Source organism: Streptomyces sp. NBC_00341 (assembly GCF_041435055.1).
In the GTDB taxonomy this organism is placed as follows: domain Bacteria; phylum Actinomycetota; class Actinomycetes; order Streptomycetales; family Streptomycetaceae; genus Streptomyces.
In genome coordinates this window covers 2,303,555-2,326,886 of sequence record NZ_CP108002.1, presented here as the reverse complement: position 1 = coordinate 2,326,886, position 23,332 = coordinate 2,303,555, and the positions used below count along the sequence as shown (strand labels likewise).

The 23,332-nt window shown below is 67.5% G+C and carries 11 protein-coding genes; 9 read left to right on the top strand and 2 right to left on the bottom strand.

Annotation, left to right across the window (positions count from 1 at the left end; genetic code table 11):
- The first annotated feature begins 31 nt into the window (after window positions 1-31).
- Window positions 32-3,028, top strand: coding sequence for a bifunctional [glutamine synthetase] adenylyltransferase/[glutamine synthetase]-adenylyl-L-tyrosine phosphorylase (locus OG892_RS10270; protein WP_073735709.1), 2,997 nt, complete (start codon window positions 32-34; stop codon window positions 3,026-3,028).
- 105 nt (window positions 3,029-3,133) lie between these two features.
- Here the strand turns inward: OG892_RS10270 and OG892_RS10265 are convergent, their stop codons facing one another.
- Both OG892_RS10265 and OG892_RS10260 read right to left on the bottom strand, forming a co-directional pair.
- On the bottom strand, window positions 3,134-4,030 hold the full coding sequence (locus OG892_RS10265; RefSeq protein WP_328698232.1) for a phosphatase PAP2 family protein: 897 nt from the start codon (window positions 4,028-4,030) through the stop codon (window positions 3,134-3,136).
- A 135-nt stretch (window positions 4,031-4,165) separates the two neighbouring features.
- Window positions 4,166-5,233, bottom strand: a complete 1,068-nt coding sequence (locus OG892_RS10260) for a LacI family DNA-binding transcriptional regulator (RefSeq protein ID WP_327336567.1) — start codon at window positions 5,231-5,233, stop codon at window positions 4,166-4,168.
- Between the two features lie 381 nt (window positions 5,234-5,614).
- On the opposite strand from OG892_RS10260, the gene OG892_RS10255 reads away from it, so the two are divergent.
- From OG892_RS10255 to OG892_RS10220, 8 genes are all read left to right on the top strand, one after another.
- Window positions 5,615-6,892 (top strand): extracellular solute-binding protein, encoded by a 1,278-nt coding sequence (locus OG892_RS10255; protein WP_073735706.1) that lies wholly within the window; start codon window positions 5,615-5,617, stop codon window positions 6,890-6,892.
- A 21-nt stretch (window positions 6,893-6,913) separates the two neighbouring features.
- Window positions 6,914-7,933, top strand: coding sequence for a carbohydrate ABC transporter permease (locus OG892_RS10250; RefSeq protein WP_371628957.1), 1,020 nt, complete (start codon window positions 6,914-6,916; stop codon window positions 7,931-7,933).
- The gene (locus OG892_RS10245; RefSeq protein WP_073735704.1) at window positions 7,930-8,808 is read left to right on the top strand and encodes a sugar ABC transporter permease; all 879 of its coding nucleotides are present in this window, start codon (window positions 7,930-7,932) and stop codon (window positions 8,806-8,808) included. Before OG892_RS10250 ends, OG892_RS10245 begins: the two co-directional genes overlap by 4 nt.
- A gap of 105 nt (window positions 8,809-8,913) precedes the next feature.
- Window positions 8,914-10,590: a glycoside hydrolase family 13 protein gene (locus OG892_RS10240; protein WP_328867300.1), complete on the top strand. Its 1,677-nt coding sequence runs from the start codon at window positions 8,914-8,916 to the stop codon at window positions 10,588-10,590.
- Window positions 10,575-11,645: a LacI family DNA-binding transcriptional regulator gene (locus tag OG892_RS10235; RefSeq protein ID WP_371628956.1), complete on the top strand. Its 1,071-nt coding sequence runs from the start codon at window positions 10,575-10,577 to the stop codon at window positions 11,643-11,645. Before OG892_RS10240 ends, OG892_RS10235 begins: the two co-directional genes overlap by 16 nt.
- 243 nt (window positions 11,646-11,888) lie before the next feature.
- Window positions 11,889-15,614, top strand: a complete 3,726-nt coding sequence (locus OG892_RS10230; protein WP_371628955.1) for a LamG domain-containing protein — start codon at window positions 11,889-11,891, stop codon at window positions 15,612-15,614.
- A gap of 176 nt (window positions 15,615-15,790) precedes the next feature.
- The gene (locus tag OG892_RS10225) at window positions 15,791-22,798 is read left to right on the top strand and encodes a polymorphic toxin-type HINT domain-containing protein (RefSeq protein WP_371628954.1); all 7,008 of its coding nucleotides are present in this window, start codon (window positions 15,791-15,793) and stop codon (window positions 22,796-22,798) included.
- On the top strand, window positions 22,767-23,291 hold the full coding sequence (locus tag OG892_RS10220; protein WP_371628953.1) for a hypothetical protein: 525 nt from the start codon (window positions 22,767-22,769) through the stop codon (window positions 23,289-23,291). Before OG892_RS10225 ends, OG892_RS10220 begins: the two co-directional genes overlap by 32 nt.
- Window positions 23,292-23,332 lie beyond the last annotated feature (41 nt).

Here is a 23,332-nt window from a genome sequence, read left to right as displayed (position 1 = left end):
TGATCGGGCGGCGAGCAGGAGAGAGCGCGGAATGACGACGTTGCCGGGGCGCAGGAGCAGTACGTTCACCCGATTGCTGCGACACGGATTCACCGACCCGTCCGTCGCAGAGCGGCTGCTCGACCTGCCGGACCTGACCTCCGTACGCTCCGACCCCGTGCTCCTCGAAGCGCTCGGGGCCACCGCCGACCCCGATCTCGCGCTGCGCGGCGTCGTACGGCTCGTGGAGGCGGAGGAGGCGGACGAGCGGCAGATCCTGCTGGACACCCTCGTCACCGCCAAACCGCTGCGGGACCGGCTGCTCGGGGTGCTCGGGGCGTCGGAGGCGCTCGGGGACCACCTGGCCCGTCACCCGCGCGACTGGCAGGCCCTCGTCACGTACGAGGCCACCGACCTGCATCCCGGAGTGGCCGAGTTCGAGCACGAGCTGGCCGGGGCCGACGACCAGGACGCCCTGCGCGTCGCCTACCGCCGGTGCCTGCTGTCGATAGCGGCCCGGGACGTGTGCGGCACCACGGATGTCGCGGAGACCGCAGCCGAGCTCGCCGACCTGGCCACCGCGACCCTGCGGGCCGCCCTCGCCATCGCCCGTACGGCAGCGCCGGAGGACGCCGCGCAGTGCCGCCTCGCCGTCATCGCGATGGGCAAGTGCGGCGGCCACGAACTCAACTACGTCTCCGACGTGGACGTCATCTTCGTGGCGGAACCCGCCGACGGCGCGGAGGAGAGCGCCGCCGTCCCGGCCGCCACCCGGCTGGCCGCGCACATGATGCGGATCTGCTCCGACACCACCGTCGAGGGCACCATCTGGCCCGTGGACGCCAACCTCCGCCCCGAGGGCCGCAACGGGCCCCTGGTGCGCACCCTGTCCTCGCACCTCGCCTACTACCAGCGCTGGGCCAAGACCTGGGAGTTCCAGGCGCTCCTCAAGGCCCGGCCGGTGGCCGGCGACCCCGCGCTGGGCGCCGAGTACGTCGACGCCGTCTCGCCGCTCGTCTGGCAGGCCGCCGACCGGGAGAACTTCGTCCCCGACGTGCAGAAGATGCGCCGCCGCGTCATCGACACGATCCCCGTCGACCGGGTCGACCGCGAGATCAAGCTCGGGCCCGGCGGACTGCGGGACGTCGAGTTCGCCGTACAACTGCTCCAGCTCGTGCACGGCCGCAACGACACCGCCCTGCGCAGCGGCTCGACCCTGGAGGCCCTGGGCGCGCTCGCCCGGGGCGGTTACGTGGGCCGGGTGGACGCCGCGCAGCTGGACGACGCCTACCGCTTCCTGCGCGCCATGGAACACCGCATCCAGCTCTACCGGCTGCGCCGCACCCACCTGGTCCCGGAGGACGAGCCGGACCTGCGGCGGCTCGGCCGCTCCCTCGGCATGCGGACCGACCCCATCGCGGAGCTCAACCAGGCCTGGAAGCGGCACGCCTCCGTGGTGCGCCGGCTGCACGAGAAGCTGTTCTACCGGCCGCTGCTCGACGCCGTCGCCCAGCTCGCCCCCGGCGAGTCCCGGCTCAGCACGAAGGCCGCCGCGCACCGGCTCGAAGCCCTCGGCTACGAGGACCCGGCCGCCGCGCTGCGGCACCTGGAGGCGCTGTCGTCCGGAGTCTCGCGCAAGGCCGCCATCCAGCGCACCCTGCTGCCCGTGCTGCTCGGCTGGTTCGCGGACTCCGCCGACCCGGACGCCGGGCTGCTCGGATTCCGCAAGGTGTCCGACGCGCTGGGCAAGACCCCCTGGTACCTGCGGCTGCTGCGGGACGAGGGCGCGGCGGCGGAGAACCTCGCCCGGGTCCTGTCGGCCGGCCGGCTCGCCCCCGACCTGCTGCTCCGCGCCCCGGAGGCGGTGACCATCCTCGGCGACCCGCAGGGGCTGAAGCCGCGCAGCCGGGACGCCCTGGAGCAGGAGGTACTGGCAGCGGTGGGGCGCTCGGAAGGCGCGGAATCGGCGGTGGCGGTGGTGCGCGGCGTGCGGCGGCGCGAACTGTTCCGGACCACGTCAGCGGATCTCATCGGCTCCTACGGCACCGAGGACAACCCCGCAGAAGAGGACCCGGGCGCGCTCGTCGACCGCGTCGGCACCGCGGTCACCGACCTCAACGCCGTCACCATCGCCGGAGCCCTGCGCGCCGCCGTACGCGCCGAATGGGGCGACACGCTCCCCACCCGGTTCGCCGTGATCGGCATGGGCCGCTTCGGCGGCCAGGAGCTGGGATACGGCTCCGACGCGGACGTCCTGTTCGTCCACGCCCCGCGCGAGGGCGTCGACGAACAAGAAGCGTCCCGGGCCGCGAACCGGGTGGTCGCCGAGATGCGCAGGCTGCTCCAGCTGCCCACCGCGGACCCGCCGCTGCTCATCGACGCCGATCTGCGCCCCGAGGGCAAGAGCGGACCGCTGGTCCGCACCCTGAAGTCGTACGAGGCGTACTACCGGCGCTGGTCGCTGGTCTGGGAGAGCCAGGCACTGCTGCGCGCCCAGCCGATGGCCGGCGACGCGGATCTGGGCCGCGACTTCATCGAGCTGATCGATCCGCTGCGCTACCCGGCGGAGGGGCTGGGGGAGGACGCGGTCCGCGAGATCCGACGGCTCAAGGCCCGGATGGAGTCGGAGCGGCTGCCGCGCGGGGCGGACCCGACGCTCCACGCGAAGCTGGGCCGGGGCGGGCTGAGCGACGTCGAGTGGACGGTCCAGCTGCTGCAGATGCAGCACGGCTGGACCGAGCCGGGGCTCCGGACCACCCGGACGCGTGAGGCGCTGGCCGCGGCGTGCGCGGCGGAGCTGATCTCCGCCGAGGACGCGCAGACGCTGGACGAGGCGTGGGTGCTGGCGACCCGGGTCCGCAACGCGGTGATGCTCGTACGGGGCAGGCCCGGCGACACGTTCCCGTCCAACCCGCGAGAGCTGACCGCGGTGGGGCGCTACCTGGGGTACGAGCCCGGTCACGCCGGTGACATGCTGGAGGACTACCGGCGGATCACCCGGCGTGCGCGGGCGGTGGTGGACGAGCGGTTCTACGGGGCGGCGGTGTGAGGCGGGCAAATCAAGCCCCTCCGGCGATTGAGGAGCGGGGTCCGGGGCGGAGCCCCGAAACCCGGGCACGCCCGCACCTGCCCCCGGACCGTCCCGCCCCGGTCCTCAGTTACGGCCCACCGCGGCCTTCGCCCGGTGGACCGACAGCGCGGACAGCCGGGCCCGCCCGGCGTCCTTCGGTGGAATCCGCCTCGGCAGATGGTGCGGCAGCGCTCCGTACCAGGCGTACGACACCGCGTAGCCGAAGGCCAGACAGGCCATGCCGCCCACCGCGTCCAGCCAGAAGTGGTTCGCGGTCGACACGATCACCATCAGGGTGACCACCGGGTAGAGCAGGCCGAGGATCTTCGCCCAGGGCGCGGAGGCCAGGGCGAACACGGTCAGCCCGCACCACAGCGACCAGCCGATGTGCATCGACGGCATCGCCGCGTACTGGTTCGACATGTTCTTGAAGTTGCCCGAAGCCATCGAACCCCAGGTCTGGTGGACCATGACCGTGTCGATGAACGTGCTGCCGTTCATCAGGCGGGGCGGCGCCAACGGGTACAGGTAGTAGCCGGCCAGCGCGGCGGCCGTGGTCGCGAACAGGGCCAGCCGGGCTGCCGCGTAGCGGCCCGGGTGGCGGCGGAACAGCCACACGAGCACACCGATGGTGACGATGAAGTGCAGTGTCGCGTAGTAGTAGTTCATCGACACGATCAGCCATGTCACCGAGTTGACCGCGTGGTTGACCGACCGCTCCACGGCGATGCCCATGAACCGCTCGGCCGACCAGATCCAGTCGGCGTTGGCCAGGGCCGCCGCCTTCTGCTCGGGGACGGCGTTGCGCACCAGCGAGTACAGCCAGTAACTGACCGCGATCAGCAGGATTTCGAACCAGAGGCGTGGCCTTCTCGGGGACCGTGGACCACGCAGCCCTGCCAGAGTGCGATCGCGCAGTCTTCGCATCCGGTTCACGTTGCCGGGTTGCTTCGTGTTCGCCTCGGGAGCCGCCTCGTTCACGATGGGTGACGCGGTGGCCTCCGTGCGGCCTTCCTGTCGTTTCACGCTCAATTCACCCATAGGCATAGAGTCTGCCAGATTTGCCCCCTCCGCCTGATGATCCTCCGGCCGGGGGCGACCTGCACGTCCTGCGGACTACGGGTGTGCGTGGGATCCTTGGACGGGCGGGGCGGGAGACGCCGCGTCCTGGCCGGGGCCCGCGGCCGTCGATCCGCGCACGACCAGCTCGGGCATGAAGACGAACTCGCTGTGCGGGGCGGGTGTGCCGCCGATCTCCTCGAGGAGCGTACGCACGGCGGCCTGGCCCATCGCCGTCACCGGCTGCCGGATCGTGGTCAGCGGCGGATCGGTGAACGCTATGAGCGGGGAGTCGTCGTAACCGACCACGGAGAGATCGCGCGGCACGTCCCTGGAAAGCCTGCGAGCTGCCCGGATGGCGCCGAGCGCCATCATGTCGCTCGCGCACACCACCGCCGTGCAGCCCCGCTCCATCAGTGCGGAGGCAGCCGCCTGACCGCCCTCCAGCGTGTACAGGGAGTGCTGGATCAGCCCCTCCACCTCGTCCGGAGTGAGGTTCAACTGCTCCCGCATCGTGGCGTGGAAGCCCTCGATCTTGCGGACCACGGGGACGAACCGCTTGGGCCCGACGGCCAGTCCGATCCGGGTGTGACCCAGCGAAACCAGGTGCGTCACCGCCAGCCGCATCGCGGCCCGGTCGTCCGGTGAGATGAACGGCGCCTGCACCTTGGGCGAGAAACCGTTTACCAGTACGAAGGGGACTCCCTGGGCGCGCAGTTGCTCGTAGCGCTGCATATCGGCCGAGGTGTCGGCGTGCAGCCCGGAGACGAAGATGATTCCCGAGACGCCGCGGTCGACCAGCATCTCGGTCAGCTCGTCCTCCGTGGAGCCGCCGGGGGTCTGGGTCGCCAGTACCGGGGTGTAGCCCTGCCGGGTCAGCGCCTGCCCGATGACCTGGGCGAGCGCCGGGAAGATGGGGTTCTCCAGCTCCGGCGTGATCAGGCCGACCAGACCCGCGCTGCGCCTGCGCAGCCGTACGGGCCGTTCGTAGCCCAGGACGTCGAGCGCGGCGAGGACGGATTCGCGGGTGGCAGCGGCAACCCCGGGCTTGCCGTTCAGTACACGGCTGACCGTCGCTTCGCTGACCCCCGCCTGAGTTGCGATATCGGCAAGCCGTGCGGTCATGGGACTGGACTGTACCGGGAGCGGGTCGGATTGCCCACCATGCACAGGAATCGGACGCCGGTGGCCGCGCGAGGGGCCCGCGACGCCGCACATGGCTCGTCCCGCAGCGGCTGTCGGCAACATCTTGCAAGGTCTTGCGGGACCGGCCTGCGGGCTGCGGTCAGATCGTCGCACTGCGGAATCATGGGTGGTGGCCAGCCCCTGCCAGGGTTCAGGGCTTCGCGTCAAGGGGCTTGACGGCAACCGTGAGGACACGCGAATGTAACGATCGCCGGAGCTTGCAGAAATCTTCCGCAAACTCTTTCGGCCTTCTTTCATCCTTGTTACGTTCACGTCGACCCGGCGCCGCGACGGAGCGGTACGGCAGTTGAAGGAGTTCAGATGCGACGTGGCATAACGGCCACCGCCCTGGTCGCGGCCCTGGCGCTCGCGGCGACCGCCTGCGGCAGCGACGACGACAGTTCCAACGGCACCTCCAAGAGCTCGGGCGAGCTCTCCGGCACCGTCACGTGGTGGGACACCTCCACCGCGGGCAGCGAGGACAAGGTCTTCAAGAAGATCGCCGAGGGCTTCGAGAAGGAGCACCCCAAGGTCGACGTCAAGTACGTCAACGTCCCCTTCGGTGACGCGCAGAACAAGTTCAAGAACGCCGCGCAGTCCGGCTCCGGCGCCCCCGACGTGATCCGCTCCGAGGTCGCGTGGACGCCCGAGTTCGCCGACCTCGGCTACCTCGCCCCGCTGGACGGCACCCCCGCCCTCCAGAAGGCGGACGACTTCCTGAAGCAGGCCGCCGCGTCCACCAAGTACAAGGACAAGACGTACGCGGTGCCGCAGGTCATCGACTCCATGGGCATCTTCTACAACAAGAAGATCTTCAAGGACGCCGGCGTCGAGGTCCCCAAGACCGTCGACGAGCTGAAGACCGCGTCGAAGAAGATCAAGGACAAGACCGGCAAGACCGGCCTCTACCTGCGCGGTGACGACGCGTACTGGTTCCTGTCGTTCCTGTACGGCGAGGGCGGCGACATGGTCGACGCCTCCAACAAGTCCGTCACCATCGACAACCCGGCCGGCGTCAAGGCGATGAAGGTCGTCAAGGACCTCGTCGACTCGGGCGCCGCCAAGACCGACGCGACGGACGGCTGGGAGAACATGCAGTCGTCCTTCAAGGACGGCAAGGTCGCGATGATGATCAACGGCCCGTGGGCCGTCGCCGACACCTACACCGGCAAGGAGTTCACCGACAAGGCCAACCTGGGCGTCGCCCCGGTCCCGGCCGGCTCCGCCGCGCAGGGCGCCCCGCAGGGCGGTCACAACCTCGCCGTCTACGCCGGTTCCAAGAACCTCGACGCCTCCTACGCCTTCGTCGACTACATGACCTCCGTCAAGACCCAGGCCCAGGTCACCAAGGAGCTCAACCTGCTGCCGACCCGCACCTCCGCCTACGCGCAGGAGAGCGTCGTCGACAACGAGATCGTCGGCTTCTTCAAGCCCGTCGTCGAGAGTGCCGTCGAGCGCCCCTGGATCCCGGAGACCGGCAGCCTCTTCGCGCCGCTCGTCACCGAGTACACGAAGGTCCTCACCGGACAGACCTCCCCGGAGAAGGCCGTCAAGACGACCGGCGACTCCTACCGCAAGCTCCTCAAGGGCTGGAAGTAACCCAGGAAGGCAGGCCGGCTGATGGCTGTCCACACCAGCCAGTCGGTGGCGAAGGCCGCGGGCGACGACACCGTCGCCCGCGGCCGGAGCCGCGGTACTGGCAACCCCACGCCCCCGGGCCGGATCCGGCGGGCGCTCTCGACCCACTGGTACGCCTGGACCATGGTCGCCCCGGTCGTCATCGTGATCGGCGTGATCATCGGGTATCCGCTGGTCCGCGGCATCTACCTGTCGCTGACCGACGCCAACGAGCGCAACGTCGAGCGGTCCATCGGTGTCAACCACATCCCCGCGACGTACGAGTTCGTGGGCCTGGACAACTACACCGACGTACTGAAGGGCAGCGAGTTCCTCGGCACGCTCGGCTGGACCCTGGTGTGGACGGTCTCCTGTGTGGCCATCACCTTCGCCCTCGGCATGGGGCTCGCCAACATCCTCAACCGCCGGATCGCCGGGCGCTCCGCGTACCGGATGGCGCTCATCCTGCCCTGGGCCATCCCCGGCTTCGTCTCCGTCTTCGCCTGGCGCTTCCTCTACAACGAGGACCGCGGGCTGCTCAACCGGATCCTCTCGGGGAGCGGCTTCGACGGCATCCCGTGGCTCAACGACCCCACCTGGGCGAAACTCTCCGTCATCGCCGTCAACGTGTGGCTCGGTGTGCCGTTCATGATGGTCGCCCTCCTCGGCGGACTCCAGTCCATCCCCAGCGAGCACTACGAGGCCGCCGAGATGGACGGCGCCACCGCCTGGCAGCGCTTCCGCCACATCACGCTGCCCGGACTGCGGCCGGTCTCCACCACCGTGATCCTGCTGTCCACCATCTGGACCTTCAACATGTTCCCGGTCATCTTCCTGCTGACCAGCGGCGGACCCGGCGACGCCACCCAGATCCTGGTGACGCAGGCGTACAAGTTCTCCTTCGAGATCAGCCCGCGCGACTTCGCGCTCTCCTCCACGTGGGGCGTGCTGATCCTCGTACTCCTGATGCTCTTCGCCGCTGTGTACCGGCGAGTCCTCCGCACCCAGGGAGATGACTGGTGACCACGGCACCCGCCCCCGCCGCGCGGCACTCCGCGCCCAAGGTCCGGCTGCGCGGCGAGCGTTCGCCGCTGGCTTCCACCGCACTGCACCTGACGCTGATCGTCGCGTCCGTGATCGCCGTCTTCCCCGTGCTGTGGGTCCTGCTCACCTCGCTGAAGCCCGCCCAGTTCGCGACCACCACGGACTTCTTCAAAGAGACGACGCTCGAGAACTACACGCACCTGCTCCAGGACACGAAGTTCCTGACCTGGTTCGGCAACTCGGTGGTCGTCGCGGGCCTCACCACACTCGTCGGCGTGATCGTCTCCGCCTCCACCGGCTACGCCGTCAGCCGGTTCCGCTTCCCCGGGAAGCGCGGACTGATGTGGACGCTGCTGATCACCCAGATGTTCCCGGTCGCCGTCCTCATCGTGCCGATCTACAACATCATGGCGACCATGGGCCTGCTCAACAGGCCGGCCGGTCTCGTCATCACCTACCTCACCATCTCGGTGCCGTTCTGCGCCTGGATGATGAAGGGCTTCTTCGACACCATCCCGCGCGAGATCGACGAGTCGGGGCAGGTCGACGGCCTCACCCCGTTCGGCACGTTCTGGCGGCTCATCCTGCCGCTGGCCAAGCCCGGACTCGCCGTCACCGCGTTCTACTCCTTCATCACCGCCTGGGGCGAAGTGGCGTACGCCTCCGCCTTCATGGTCGGGGAGGACAACCTCACCCTCGCGGGCGGACTCCAGCTGTTCGTCAACCGCTACGGGGCGCAGTGGGGCCCGATGACCGCCGCGTCCGTGCTCATCGCGATACCCGCGGCCCTGGTCTTCCTGTTCGCGCAGAAACACCTCGTCACCGGCATGTCCGCCGGAGCCGTCAAGGGCTGAGGTCCCACGGCAGCAGCACGACGACCCGCACGCACCAGTCACGGTGGCGCCGGCATCCCGACCCGGTCCCGGCGCCACTCCCCACCCAGACACCCCAGGGACGACATGACCCAGCACCTCGCTGCCCCCTCCACCGGCACGTCCGCCGACGCCCCGGGCCACCGCACCGGCTGGTGGCAGGACGCGGTGATCTACCAGGTCTATCCGCGCAGTTTCGCCGACGGCAACGGCGACGGCATGGGCGATCTCGCAGGCGTCACCGCCCGGCTCCCGTACCTCAGGGACCTCGGCGTCGACGCGGTGTGGCTCAGCCCCTTCTACGCCTCCCCGCAGGCCGACGCCGGGTACGACGTCGCCGACTACCGGGCCATCGACCCGATGTTCGGCACCCTGCTGGACGCCGACGCGCTGATCCGGGACGCCCACGAACTGGGCCTGCGGATCATCGTCGACCTGGTGCCCAACCACTCCTCCGACCGGCACGAGTGGTTCAGGCGCGCGCTCGCGGAGGGCCCCGGATCCGCCCTGCGCGACCGCTACCACTTCCGCCCCGGAAAGGGCGCGGACGGCGAACTCCCGCCCAACGACTGGGAGTCCATCTTCGGCGGACCGGCCTGGACCCGGACCACGGACCCGGACGGCACGCCCGGCGACTGGTACCTCCACCTCTTCGCGCCCGAGCAGCCCGACTTCAACTGGGAGCACCCGGCCGTCGCGGACGAGTTCCGCTCGATCCTGCGCTTCTGGCTCGACATGGGCGTCGACGGCTTCCGGGTGGACGTGGCGCACGGCCTCGTCAAGGCCGAGGGCCTGCCCGACCTGGGCACGCACGACCAGCTGAAGCTGCTCGGAAACGATGTCATGCCGTTCTTCGACCAGGACGGCGTGCACGAGATCTACCGCAGCTGGCGCACCATCCTCGACGAGTACCCCGGCGACAGGATCGCCGTGGCCGAGGCCTGGACCCCCACTGTCGAGCGCACCGCCAACTACGTGCGCCCCGACGAGATGCACCAGGCCTTCAACTTCCAGTACCTGGCCACCTCCTGGAACGCCGAGGCGCTCCGCGAGGTCATCGACACCTCGCTGAACGCGATGCGCCCGGTCGGCGCCCCCACCACCTGGGTGCTCTCCAACCACGACGTCACCCGGCACGCCACCCGGTTCGCCAACCCGCCCGGCCTCGGCACCCAGATCCGTACCGCGGGCGACCGCGAACTGGGCCTGCGCCGCGCCCGCGCGGCCACGCTGCTGATGCTGGCGCTGCCCGGCTCCGCCTACGTCTACCAGGGCGAGGAGCTCGGCCTGCCCGACGTCACGGAGCTGCCCGACGAGGCCCGCCAGGACCCGTCGTTCTTCCGGGCCGAGGGCCAGGACGGCTTCCGCGACGGGTGCCGGGTGCCGATCCCGTGGACCCGCGACGGCAGCTCGTACGGCTTCGGCGCGGGCGGCAGCTGGCTGCCGCAGCCCGCGGGCTGGGGCGAGCTGAGCATCGAGGCCCAGACCGGCGAGGCCGGCTCCACCCTGGAGCTGTACCGGGCCGCGATCGCCGCCCGCCGGGTGCACCCCGGACTCGGCGCGGGCACCGCGGTGGAGTGGCTGGACGCCCCCGAGGGGCTGCTGATCTTCGCCCGCCCCGGCTTCGTCTGCACCGTCAACACCACGGACACCGCCGTCCGCATCCCCGTACGCGGCACCGTCCTGCTGTCCAGCGCCCCGGTCACCACCGACGGCGCCGAGATCGAGCTGCCGGCCGACACCACGGTGTGGTGGACGGTGTGACCGTCCCCCCGCCCAGGGCCGGCAGCTCACTGAGGCTCTCCGACATCGCCGGACAGGCCTCGGTCAGCGAGGCGACCGTCAGCCGGGTGCTCAACGGCAAGCCGGGCGTCGCGGACACCACGCGTCAGCGGGTGCTCGCGGCGCTCGACATCCTCGGCTACGAGCGCCCGGTGCGGCTGCGTCAGCGCAGCGCCGGACTGATCGGACTGGTGACGCCCGAACTCACCAACCCGATCTTTCCGGCGTTCGCGCAGTCCGTGGAACAGGTCCTGGCGGGCCACGGCTACACGCCGGTGCTCTGCACCCAATTGCCCGGCGGCGCCACAGAGGACGAACTCGTCGAGCAGCTCGTCGAACGCGGTGTCGGCGGCATCGTCTTCCTCTCCGGACTGCACGCCGACACCTCGGCCGACCCGGCGCGCTACGCCGCGCTGACCGAACGGGGCGTCCCGTTCGTCCTGATCAACGGCTACAACGAACGGATCAGCGCCCCGTTCGTATCGCCCGACGACACCGCCGCCGTCCGCATGGCCGTCGGCCACCTCGCGGAACTGGGCCACCGCAAGGTCGGCCTGGCGATCGGCCCGCAGCGCTACGTGCCCTCCCGCCGCAAACGCGACGGCTTCGTGGACGCGGCGGTGTCCCTGCTGGGGATGGACCGCGCGGAGGCCGAACTCCTGGTGTGCTCCACCCTGTTCAGCGTGGAGGGCGGCCAGGTGGCGGCCGGCGCCCTGCTCGACCGGGGCTGCACGGGCATCGTCTGCGGCAGCGACCTGATGGCCCTCGGCGTGGTGCGCGCCGCCCGCGACCGCGGCCTCGCGGTGCCCCGCGACGTGTCCGTGGTCGGCTTCGACGACTCCCAGCTCATCGCGTTCACCGACCCCCCGCTGACCACGGTCCGCCAGCCCGTCCAGGCGATGGCGGCAGCCGCGGTGGGCGCCCTCCTGGAGGAGATAGCCGGCAGCCCCGTCCAGCGCACGGAGTACGTGTTCCAGCCGGAGCTGGTGGTACGGGGATCGACGGCGGCGGTGGCGTCGGGGGTGCGGGGAGCCTGACGAGCGCAGCTCCCCTCCACCGATATTGCTACCGAATAACCTTTCGGACGATTCCTGTTTGTTATATCTCAACAGCATATGACAGCTGTTGAGATGGGGTCAGGTTTCTACTTTTTCATTCAGGGGCCATGCAATCCGTTGACGAGTGACGCTGTCGGTGCCTACGCTCCGTCAGCGATCTTCACAGGAAGGTCATAGGTGTGATGGACCCGGGGGGGTCCCGCAACGGGGTTGGGGTGGGGTATGTCTGTCGGCAGATGGGGATCTGCGCGGGTTCTGGGTCCGCTGTTGGGTCTGGCTCTCATGGCCGGGGCAGCTCCGGCCCATGCGGCCGGTGCAGGGGCTGCGGCTGGGGCGACCACCAAGGTGACCGACTCGGTCGCGGAGCAGACCGCGCTGGCGCAGGCTGGCGCGACCGGGGAGCCAGTTGAGATCACGGCAGAGCGCACCGAGTACTCGTCGACCACGGCGAACCCTGACGGCTCGTTCACGCTGACGCAGTCGACAGCTCCGCAGCGCGTGCGCGCCGATGACGGTTCGTGGGGCGGCGTGGACACGACGCTGGTACGCCGTGCCGACGGTTCGGTGGGGCCGAAGGCGTCAGTGGTGGACCTGGCCTTCACCGGCGGCAGCAGCAGCGGCAAGGACATGATCCGGCTGGGCAGCAAGCAGGGTTCGGTGTCACTGGGCTGGCCCGGCGCGCTGCCCGAACCGGCGATCGACGGCGCGACCGCCACGTACGCAAATATCATGGCGGGGGTCGACCTCGAACTGACCGCGACAGCCGAGGGCTATCACGAGGTGCTGGTCGTCAAGTCGGCGGCAGCCGCCGCCAGCCCGGAACTGGAGCAGGTGAGCCTGTCGGCATCCGGGGAGGGTCTGCGGGTGGTGCCGGGAGCCGGCGGAGGTCTGCGCGCAGTCGACGAGAACGGGAACACCGTTTTCAAGGGCCCGGCCGGCCAGATGTGGGACTCCGCAGGCAGTCAACAGACGGTGAGCCAGTCGGCCCGTGTGACCGCGGTGGACGATCCTCAGGATCCGGCAGGCGGGGGCAACACCACCCAGCCCGGGGCGGGCGACAGCACCGCTGTGCTTCCGGTGCACGTCGACGGTGAGGTCGTCTCGGTCACGCCCGACCTCGGCCTGCTGCGCGGTACGGAGACCGTCTATCCCGTGCGCATCGATCCCTCGGTCGGGCTCGGCGTCTCCGAGCGGTCAGTGATTTCTTCCGACGGTGACCGCTGGTGGCAGTTCGACGGGGACTACGGAGTCGGGCTCTGTGGGAACGCGGACGGTTACTACTGCGGCAACGGATACAAGAACCGGATGCTGTTCGAGCTTGCCCCGACCCAGCTGGCAGGCAAGTACGTTCTGGACGCGACGTTCCGCGCGCATGAGACATGGTCGTTCAACTGCAACGCGCACTGGGTGGATCTTGAGCGGACCGACAACATGACCGAGGGAACCCACTGGCCGGGTCCGAAGGACCTTGATCAGATGGGCGACCGGAACGTCTCCTACGGGCGGGGAGACAACTGCAGCCCTTCGCAGCCCGACAGCTGGGTCGAGTTCAACGACAATCCCGCCGAGCCGGACGAGAACCTGAAGTCCACTGTCCGTTCGTACGCCGACGGCAAGATCAGCCGTCTGACGTTCATGCTCAGGGCGAAGGACGAGACCGACGCGAGGGCCTGGAAGCGCTTCGACGACAACGCGGAACTCAAGGTCAACTATGCGTACCAGCCGGGCGTTCCGACCAGTGTCGGTGTCATCCCGGGGAACGGCAACACCGCATACTGCAGGCCGTCCTCGACGGACCCATTGATGGTGACCCGGGTCGACCCGATGGTGCAGGCCCGTGTTCAGACCAAGGTCGAGGCGCACAAGGGCGATGAGGAGGGCTCGCTGCAGGCTGAATATGTCGTCCAGCGGGGCGATGACGCAGCCTGGCACGAAGTCTGGTCCGCCTACCGGCCGGCCAGCGGCTGGGTGCCGGACGAAACGCTGCAGAGCCTGCGCACTTCCAGCCGTGCTGACGGGGGTCTGTACCGCCTCCGGGCGCGCACTCAGTCCCACTGGTCCTACGACGGCGCGTCCGGTGACCTGTTCTCCTCGTACTCGTCCTGGTGCTACTTCAAAATTGACTCCACAGCGCCGAAGGCCCCCTCGATCACTGCGGGCGCCCCGTACACGCAGTGCACGGTGAACCTGTGCAACCCCAGCGGCGGTCCCGGCACGCCGGGCAAGTTCACCTTCACGCACAACTCGGCGGACAGCGACGTCAAGGCGTTTCGGTGGCGCCTGCTGACCACCTCGGCGCAGAAGACCAAGCAGGTCATCGGGGCCACCGTGACGGTCAATGACGTCACCCCTTCCCTGGCCGGCACCCAGGTGCTGTCGGTGGAAGCCAGTGACCTCAAACTCGATTCCTCCGGCCGGACACGTTGGGGAACGCCGGCAGAGTTCGCCTTCAAGGTGTCGACGCCGAAAGGCCCCGTCGGTCGCTGGCACCTTGACGACGGCACAACCGGATCGGGTGTCGTGGTGGCAAAGGATGTAGCCACCGAGGCCGGTGCGCGGCACGACGCCACGCTCCACGGTGCTGCCGGCGCCACTTGGTCAGGCCGCGGACGCCGCGGCGATCCGGACTACTCGTTGCGCCTCAACGACGCCGCGACGAACCCCGCAGACCAGGTCGGATACGCGGCCACTGCCTCGGCTGCGGTGAACACCAAGGATTCGTTCACTGTCTCGGCATGGGTGCAGTTGTCGGACCCGTCGAAAAATAGGGTCGTTCTGTCCGAGTCCGGCACGAACGGCAGCGCGTTTGCCCTCTACTACTCCGCCAGCTTCAAGAAGTGGATCTTCAATCGCATGGACAGGGACCAGGCGAATCCCGCGTTCATTCGATCCGTTGCCGACGAGATCAACCCGCCACTGAACGTCTGGACACACTTGTCCGGGGTTTTCGACTCCAAGAACGACGCGGACAAGAGCAACGACACGATCCAGCTCTTCGTCAACGGACGACCGCAAGGGGACCCCGTCACGCTCGCGGCAAGCGCCTCCACGTACGAACCGTGGACTGCGAACGCGGGTATGCAAATCGGGCGGTCGATGGAGAACGGCGGGTATGGCGGATACTTCTTCGGTCTGGTGGACGAGATTTCCGTTTGGCAATACCCGCTCACCGGGGACAGCATCATGCAGGAAGCGCAAGCCGCCGTTGACGATGTCCCCACCAATGAGTTGGTAGCCCATTGGGATGCCGCAGCAGCCACGGCCAACGCGATCCCGGAGAGCCCTTCGACGCTTTACGCTCCCGGGTCCCTGACCCTGGCCGGCGGCGCAGTCTCCAACGCTGACCGGAGCGCTGTGGTGCTCAATGGGACCACCGCCTACGCATCCGTGGCCGGCCCGGTGGTTGACGACAGCGGCTCCTTCACAGTCTCGGCATCGGTGGAGTTGGATTCGGAGGCGCTGGCAGCGAAGCCGGTCGGCTACACCGGACAGATAGCCGGCCAGCGCACGGGCAATGAATCCGCCTGGGCCCTGTGGGTCACCAAACCGGCGGATGACGCGTACCAGTGGAAGTTCACCCGGACCGCCCGCGGCGCCAACGGCCAGGTCATCCAGAGTGCCGAGGTTGTGGATGACGAACTCGCCGAAACTGACACATGGGTCCAGGTCACCGGGGTGTTCAACGCCCAGGAGAGCTTGGAGTCGGACGACCCGTCCTACGGGAAACTGCACCTGTACGTCGGTCCCCTCGCTCAGCCTTCCGGTGAGAACGCTGACTTCACTGCCGCACAGGCCGGCAGCGGAGAATTGGCGATCGGCCGAGGTGCCAAGGGCGGAGCCGTGGGGAACTACCTGCCCGGAAGCCTGGAGAGCCTGAAGGTCTGGACCGGAGCGATGACGGCCGACCAGGTCAGCGCCCAAGTGCAGGCCGCATCAGGCGCAGGTTAACCAGGGCTACCCGGGTGGCAGCGCGACTGCGCTGCCACCCGGCCGCATGCCCGGCCGTGCTGTCGCGACGGCCCTCACATTCTTTGCGTTACCCACCAACCGTCCCCGTCGGCACAGGCTGCGGGGCAAGAACGCAGGGCGCCTTACGGGTAGCTCATGCGGGGAGCGGAAACCAGATGAACGGGATCGGATCAGCTATGCGTACGCGCAGAGGCCGACCAGGCAAAGCAGCTTGGATACGACGCATAGCGACGCTCGCCGGCTTCACTCTCATACCCGGACTGCTCACGCCCGTGGCGTTCGCCGCCCATGCTGATCCGCTGGGCAAACCGCAGATAGCGCTGCACCCCGACAAGGTGTCACCGTTCACCGCGAAGGTGAACAAGAAAATCGAAGCGGTGGTGGAGAGGTCGGCTGCCGAAGACCGATCCGCCACCGCACGGGCTGAGAAGGATCGCGCCAAGACCGTCTCCTGGCCTACATCCGGCCAGGCTCAGCTGACCCTGCCTGCAACGGGGGCGGCGAAGGCATCGCCGGGGTCGCTCCCGCTGACCTTGGACCGCCCGCACCGGGTCGAGGGAGAGGGGCAGACCAAGGCAGCTGGCTCGGTCAAGGTCAAGGTCCTTGATCAGAAGCAGACGGCCAAGCTCGGCGTCAAGGGCATCGTCCTGTCCGTAACTGGTCCGGTCGCCGGCGGGAAGGCCCAACTCGGCATTGAATACGACGGGTTCGTCTCCGCGTACGGCGGGGACTGGGCCGGTCGCCTGCAGGCCTTGCGTCTGCCCGACTGTGCGCTGAGCGATCCCGCGAAGGCCGAGTGCCGCACCCGAACACCCCTTCAGTTCACCAACGACCGCAAGCACAACCGCATCGACGCCCAGCTGACCTTCGGTACCGCAGCCGCCTCCGAGCCGGCCGCCCGGGGTGAAGGACGCACGATGACGGTAGCCCTGGCAGCGGGCACCAAGTCCGGTGGAGGTGACTACAAGGCGACCCCGCTGGCTGCCTCCTCCACCTGGGAGGCAGGAGGCTCTGCGGGCACTTTCACGTGGTCGTACCCGCTGCGCACTCCGCCTGCGGCGGCGGGACCGGCACCGGATCTGTCGATCTCCTATGACTCCGGGGCGGTCGACGGCCAGACCGCGAACACCAACAACCAGGGCACGGCGATCGGTACTGGTTTCGACATCACCTCGTCGTATGTCGAGCGCACGTACGGCTCCTGTGACGACGACGGTCAGACCGACAAGTTCGACCTGTGCTGGAAGTACGACAACGCCTCTCTTGTCCTCAACGGCAAGGCCAGTGAGCTGGTCAAGGACGACACCTCGGGTGTGTGGCGGCTGAAGAACGACAACGCCTCCACCGTTATCCATTCCACCGGCGCCGACAACGGTGACGACAACGGTGAGTACTGGACTGTGACCACCGGGGACGGAACCAAGTACGTCTTCGGCCTCAACAAGCTGGACGGCGCGGGAGCCACTGACCGCACCGATTCGGTGTGGACGGTGCCGGTCTTCGGTGACGACTCCGGCGAACCCGGCTACGCGGACGGCACCAGCTTCTCCGGCCGGGCCAAGAAGCAGGCCTGGCGGTGGAACCTCGACTACGTCGAGGACACCCACAAGAACGCCATGTCCTACTGGTACGCGGCCGAGACCAACAACTACGACCAGCTCGGCGACGACAACACCGGCACCCCTTACACCCGTGGCGGCTATCTCAAGGAAATCCGCTACGGACAGCGAGCCGACGGCCTTTTCGCCGCCCAGCCCGCCTCGAACAAGGTCACCTTCGCCTACGCCGAGCGGTGCGTCGCATCCGGCACCGGATGCGACGCCTTGACCAAGGACACCCGGGACAACTGGCCTGACGTTCCGTTCGACGCCGTGTGCAAGGACGGCGCCAAATGCACCGGCAACGTCAGCCCGATGTTCTTCTCCCGCAAGCGGATGACCGGCGTGACTACCTACGCCTGGGACGCCGCCGCAGCCACCCCCGGCTTCTCAGCCGTGGACGGCTGGGCACTGAAGCAGCACTACCTCGACCCCGGCGACACGGGTGACTCGACAGACCAGTCGCTGTGGCTGGACGAGATCAAGCACACCGGCAAGCGCGGCACCGATCTGAGCCTGGACCCGGTCACCTTCACCCCGGAGTCCCACCCCAACCGTGTCGACTCCACCAGCGACGACATCCTGTCCCTGGAGAAGCCACGGCTGAAGTCGGTCACCTCCGAAGCCGGTGCGAAGACCGTCGTCACGTACATGGATGCCGGATGCGTCGCCGGGCAGACCATGCCCCGCCCGGATGAGAACACCGGACGCTGCTACCCGGTGTACTGGTCTCCGAACGGCGGGAAGACGCCGATTCTGGACTGGTTCCAGAAGTACCCGGTCTACTCGGTCATCACCACCGACCCCCACGGCGGTTCGGAGGCGGTTGAGAACACCTACAGCTATTCCGGCGGTGGTGCCTGGCACTACAACGACGACCCGATGACCAAGGAGAAGGAACGCACCTGGTCCATCTGGCGAGGCTTCGGCAGGGTCACCCACCTCACCGGCATCCCGGGCAAGACCCAGTCGAAGACCGTCACCGTCTACATGCGTGGCATGAACGGCGATCGCGTCCTCAAGGACGACGGGAAGACCCTCGACCCGGACAAGCGCAAGACTGCCAAGGTCACGGCCATCAAGGCAGCGGAGATCACCGACTCCGAACCGTACGCCGGCTTCACCCGCGAAACAGCCACTTACAACGGGGCCAACGAGGTCGGCGGCACCATCAACGACCCGTGGTCGAAGAAGACGGCCACCCAGCACAAGTCGTACGCCGACACAGAGGCGTACTACGTGCGCACCGCCGCCACCCACGCCCGCACCAACATCACCAGCAGCGGAACCCCGAAGGACCGGGTCCGGTCCACCGTCACCACCTTCGACGACTACGGCATGCCCGAGACCGTCGAGGACAAGGGTGACGACGCTGTTGCGGGTGACGAGAAGTGCACCCGCACCTGGTACGCCCGTAACGACACCCTGGGCATCAACTCGCTCGCTTCCCGTACCCGCACGGTCACCAAGCCCTGCTCCACCACGGACGCCGTGCTGGACCTGCCCGCGGACTCCACCAGGTCCGGTGACGTCGTCTCCGACGTAGCCACCGCGTACGACGCCACCACCTGGAGTGCGGCACAGAAGCCCACCAAGGGCGAAGTCCAGTGGACGGGCCGGGCCAAGTCCTACGGCGTCGATGACGCGCCCGTCTTCCAGAAGCTCCTCACCACGACCTACGACATCCTCGGCCGGCCACTCACCGTCAAGGACACCAACGACGCACTCGTCACCACTGCGTCCTACGTCCCGTCGGGGAAGATCGGCCCGCTGACTTCCAGCGCGAGCAGCAACATCAAGGGCTACACCACGACTACAGCGGTGGACTTCGCGACCGGCGCTGTCACCAAGGTCACCGACCCGAATGGCAAGAACACCGAGTCCGAGTACGACTCGCTGGGCCGTGTCACCAAGGTGTGGCTGCCCAACCGGCTCAAGGTCCTGAACGCGACTCCGAACTACGTCTACACCTACAGCATCACGTCCACGGACACACCGTGGGTATCGACCGGCACACTCAAGGGCGACGCGTCTGGCTACAACACCACCTACGAGATCTACGACTCACTGCTGCGGCTCCGGCAGACGCAGACCCCCTCGCCCGTCGGCGGGACCGTCATCGCCGAAACCCTGTACGACGAGCGGGGCCTCGCCGTCACCAGCCTGGCTGACATCTGGGCAGACAAGACAAGCCCGTCCGGGAACCTGGTGGGAACCGAGGGCGGCCAGGCGCCCATGGAGAACGACACCACGTACGACGGTGCCGGGCGCGCCACCGTGTCGGTGACCAAGGTCCGGGGTGTCGAACGCTTCAGGACCACGACCGGCTACACCGGTGACACCGTCTCCACCAGCGCCCCAGCAGGGGGCCAGGCCACGATGGTCACCACCAACGCCCTCGGCCAGACAACGGAACGACGCGAGTACGCAGGACCGCAGGCGACCGGCAGTGACTACACCACCACGGGGTACGAGTACACCCCGGCCGGCCAGCAGAAGAGCGTTTCCGGACCCGACAAGACCAAGTGGTCCTACACATACGACCTCTTCGGACGCCAGGACAGCGCCACCGACCCGGACAAGGGCACTTCGCACACCCACTACAACGCGCTCGACCAGGTGACCAGCACCAACGACTCCCGCGGCAAGACCCTGATATCCGAGTACGACAACCTCGGCCGTCAGACCGGCCTCTGGGACGGGACCAAGACCGACGCCACCCAGCTCGCCTCCTGGAGCTTCGACAGCCTGGCCAAGGGCCAGCAGGACACGGCAACCCGCTACGAGGGCGGCCTGACCGGCAAGGCATACACAACCAAGGTCACCAAATACGACAACCTCTACCAGGTCGTCGCCAGCCAGCTGGTGCTGCCCGATACCGACCCGCTCGTTACGGCAGGGGTCCCCAAGACGCTGTCGTTCACCACTGGCTACAACATCGATGGCACCGTCAGCCAGGCTTCCCAGCCCGCGGTCGCAGGCCTGCCCGGCGAGACCGTATCCAACAAGTACAACGTGCTCGGCCAGCAGACCACAGCGACGGGCGCCACCGGATACCTCCAGACGGCCGCGTACTCCCCCCAGGGAGACCTGCGCCAGCTCACGCTGGGCACCGACTCCACCAGCTCAGCGAAGAAGGCCTTCCTCAACTACGACTACGAGGACGGCACCCGTCGGCTGACCCGCTCCTACGTCACCGACGACGTGCACGGCTACATGCCCCAGGAGCTGAAGTACACCCACGACGACGCCGGCAACGTCACCTCGATCTTCGACGCCAGCACCCAGGGCGGTACCACCAAGGCCGACTACCAATGCTTCGAGTACGACGGCAACCGCCGCCTGACCGAAGCCTGGACCCCCAAAACCGCCGACTGCGCCAAGGGCGGGCGCAGCACCGCCAACCTCGACGGTGCGGCTCCTTACTGGACCAGCTACACCTACAACGAATCCGGTCAGCGCGAGACCGAGAAGCAACACGCCGCCTCCGGTGACACGACAACGTCGTACACGTACGGAACCACCGCCGGCCAGCCCCACCCGCTGACCAAGACGACCGGCACCAAGACCAGTTCCTACGCATACGACGAAGCGGGCAACACCACCAGCAGGCCCGGCACTCAGGCCAAGCAGACCCTGGTCTGGAACTCCGAGGGCAAACTCGTCTCCACCAGCGAGCCCGCCACAGGCAGCAAGCCGAAGCTGGCGACCAGCTACCTGTACGACGCCTCCGGCGAACTCCTGATCCGCCGTGCGACCGGCGACGGCGACACCGTGCTTTACCTCGGCGGCACAGAAGTCCGCCTCACCACCAAGGGCACCACCAAGATCCTCTCCGGCACCCGCTACTACACAGCCGCCGGCAAGACCATCGCCCTGCGCACCGCCACCAGCGGCGTGTCCGGCACCAAACTCAAATTCCTCTGCTCGGACCCCCACGGAACAGCCAGCCTCGTCCTCGAACCCGCCACCTGGGCCGTCACCAAGCGCTACACCACCCCCTTCGGCTCCACCCGCGGCGCGACACCCACCACTTGGCCCGACGACAAGGGCTTCTTGGGCAAGCCTGCCGACACCACCACAGGTCTCACCCATATCGGCGCCCGCGAATACGACCCAGGCATCGGCCAGTTCATCAGCGTCGACCCCGTCCTGGCCCTCGATCAACATCAGTCCCTCAACGGGTACAGCTATGCCAACAACACACCCGTCACAGCCAGCGATCCAACCGGCCTGAAGACCATGCTGCTCAACAGCGGTGGAGAGGAACCTGTCGGCAGCAACTGCTACGCCGGCAACATGTCCGCCAGCTGTGACGGCATCGGCGGCAACAACATGGGCACCGGTGGCGGTGGCGGTGGAAACACAGGAGGTACTGCGTCCGGGGGCGGTGGCACTGGCGGTGGCACTGGCACTGGCACTGGCACCGGTGCCACCCGAGGAAGCAGTGGCGGCGGAGAGGGCGGTTGCGGAAAGAACTGGTTCTCCGGATTCTGCCGCGGGGCGGGCGAAGTCTTCTACGGCCTGGTCTCGAATGTTCCGCAAGCGGCGTCCCTCTTCGGCGGGGTATTCGGAGACGGTGACTGCTGGAACGGCGGCGCAGGGGCGCCCGGGTGCGACTACGGAGGCTCGTTCGACAATTGGGTCGCCAGCCAGGGCTACGACACCTCGAGCAATGCATATCAGGTGCCTAGTTTCTTGATCGCAATGTTCACCCAAGGAGAAGGAACCGGGGTAAGGCCAAAGCCGGGTTCTAAGGGTGGAAATTGTTTTCTAGCAGGAACAGAAGTCCTCATGGCCGACAAATCGGCCAAGAAGATTGAGGAGATCCGTGTCGGGGATGAAGTCTTGGCGACTGACCCCGAGACCGGAGAGGCGGAGGGGCGCAGAGTAACTGCGCTGATTGTCACCGAAGGGTACAAGCACCTCAACGAGTTGACGGTCGACACTGGAGATGGCGACAAAAAACTCACTGCTACTAAAGAACATCCATTCTGGGTGCCTTCCAAACATGCGTGGGTGCTGGCTGGCGACCTGGAGCCCGGCACCAAGCTCCTTACTGCTGACGGCTCGACTGCTAAGATTCGCGCGAACAGGGCATACAGTAAGCAGACTCGCACGTATAACTTCACGGTCGAGGCTTTGCACACGTACTATGTACTCGCTGGTACGACGCCGGTGCTGGTGCACAACACCTGCGCCACGGGCTACGATCCAGAGTTCCCAACGATCAAGCTGACCAATTATCGCGGGAGGTTCAATGCGACTCTCAACAAAGCCGGCCTCAAGCGGTTGCCTGACGATTGGGATGCCCACCACGCGATCCCCCAGGAGTATCGGGATGACCCGCAATTTGCAGGCTTCGACTTCGATGCCCCGTCTAATATGCGAGGAATCCCAGGGAGCAGGATGCAGTCGCGGGGGGCGAACGTTCATCAGGAGATCACCAATCAGTGGAAGTGGTTTGGTGATATGAATCCAGGTGCATCCCGGGCTCAGATTGAAGACTTCGCCGCTCAAATAGATAGGGGATATGGTGCCTATTACTGGGGAGAACCTAAGTAGCTGGGTTGATGTGATGTGCGAACTCATCCCTAGGTTCACACAGGGCTTCGAGAGCCAGTTCGGCTACCCTCCCGGGGAGAACGCGCTGGTCGGGGCGACACCTGGGGCCGAGAGCGAAGGGAAGGCGTCTCTGGTAGCAGCCGGGGTCTCGGGAGATCTGCTCAGCTTCTACGAGCAGGTTGAGCGACTGTCCCTTCCGGACCTGGACAGTGGATTCTTCATTCATTCCGCCGTCGAGGTGGTCAATGGCGATCAGCCAACGATTCTTGCTGGGGACGTTAATGACTCGATCGTTGTCTTTGGCTCGGATGGAGGGGGTGGCCTGTTTGCTCTTGGAGCTACCCAAGGGAACGTCTACAGCCTCAGTGGCGGATCTCTAATCGGCGACACCTATGAAACCGGAAGACATGGGGCGAAGATCATCTCTCGCGACCTCTGGGGTTTCCTGGAGAGCCTGCGAGGAGAATTGACTAACTCAATTGCGCATCGCTGATTGAGCGAGGTCGGACCTAATTGAGTTAAACAGCGAAGGCC